The sequence below is a fragment of the Endozoicomonas sp. ONNA2 genome (assembly GCF_024606365.1).
Taxonomy (GTDB): domain Bacteria; phylum Pseudomonadota; class Gammaproteobacteria; order Pseudomonadales; family Endozoicomonadaceae; genus Endozoicomonas.
This window is the reverse complement of the sequence record NZ_JAHHPO010000990.1, coordinates 1-1,100: the sequence shown is the minus strand read 5'-3', so window position 1 is coordinate 1,100 and position 1,100 is coordinate 1. Positions and strand designations below refer to the sequence as shown.

1 protein-coding gene is annotated in these 1,100 nt (G+C 41.1%); it reads left to right on the top strand.

Going from position 1 to position 1,100, the window contains the following annotated elements:
* The first annotated feature begins 100 nt into the window (after nucleotides 1-100).
* Nucleotides 101-643, top strand: a complete 543-nt coding sequence (locus KDK14_RS17485) for a hypothetical protein (protein WP_257266472.1) — start codon at nucleotides 101-103, stop codon at nucleotides 641-643.
* The last annotated feature ends 457 nt before the right edge of the window (nucleotides 644-1,100 follow it).

The window sequence follows — 1,100 nt, the reverse complement described above, 5'->3', positions numbered from 1 at the left end:
TCTGTGGCAACCCTCTGGTTACAGAGGTTATGCATTTATTATACGAATTCAGGCAATTTGAAACTGCCTGTAATGTTAAAAACTATATAAGGTGAATTTTATGAAAACGATACTGGTAGCTGTCACGCTGATACTATCAATAGCATCGAGCTATGTGCAAGCTGTAGCACTTGTCAATCAAAATACAAATTATGGCTTCCACTTTCCCTCAGTCAGAGCCGGCGGTGGTTACTTGCAGGTCAATAGCCCAACGGACTTTAATGCCAACGGACAAAACGGCGATACCGCTTTTATATCGGAGTTTATTGTTCCATTTGGTCCTAACGGCACGTTGGGCTTTACTTTCTCAGTCGACATAGGAGGCTTGCAATATCGTTTGGGCGTTAGTGAAAGCCAGACTATTGTCTTGAATCCGGCAACAGGCCCCATTACACAAAATGAAATTTGGGGGCAATTAGGACACATACAAAGCCCTACCCATGAAGGCAGGTTAGCAGCTGATTTCTCAGTACTGAAATCGGCGCGATTCCCCAACTTTTACTTATCAGCAAGTCATACCGGCACGCTTTTATTACTCAACGGAGACGACCCTAATTTCAGGCGGCAGCGTCCAGAATCCAGAGTTGATATCGTCAGACAGTAAATGTCGGAGAAACATAACTGTGACGGATAGGCTCTGCCACAGTTATGTGCGAACAAGATGTGGTCAGGCCAACAGTAAACGCAAAGTACGAAGGTAAAAAGCAGCCTGCGAGAACACGCCAAACACAATAAGTAGGTGATAGTTTGCTTTCATATAAACTGACTATACGAATGATCAATATTTTAATCATAACTAATCTTCTAAAAATAATATCAAGGAATAAAAAGCGATATCCTGAATTCAGGATATTCTATTTTCCCGGGTAGGTGATTAATAATGGAATGGATGCGAGATTTCCTGATTTAGGAACTGCTCAAACGTCAATTTAATATATCATCCTAATCAACTAAAGTTCACTTCGCTGGAAGCTAGTGTAAATTCAATGGTAATCAGGAAAATTGTTAGCTAGTTCTCGTCCAAAAACGCATCAGGCAATCATAATTTGACTGTACGTATG

What these genes read in the sequence shown, in the direction of transcription:
- KDK14_RS17485 (WP_257266472.1), top strand. Translation starts at nt 101, where the DNA reads ATGAAAACGATACTGGTAGCTGTCACGCTGATACTATCAATAGCATCG.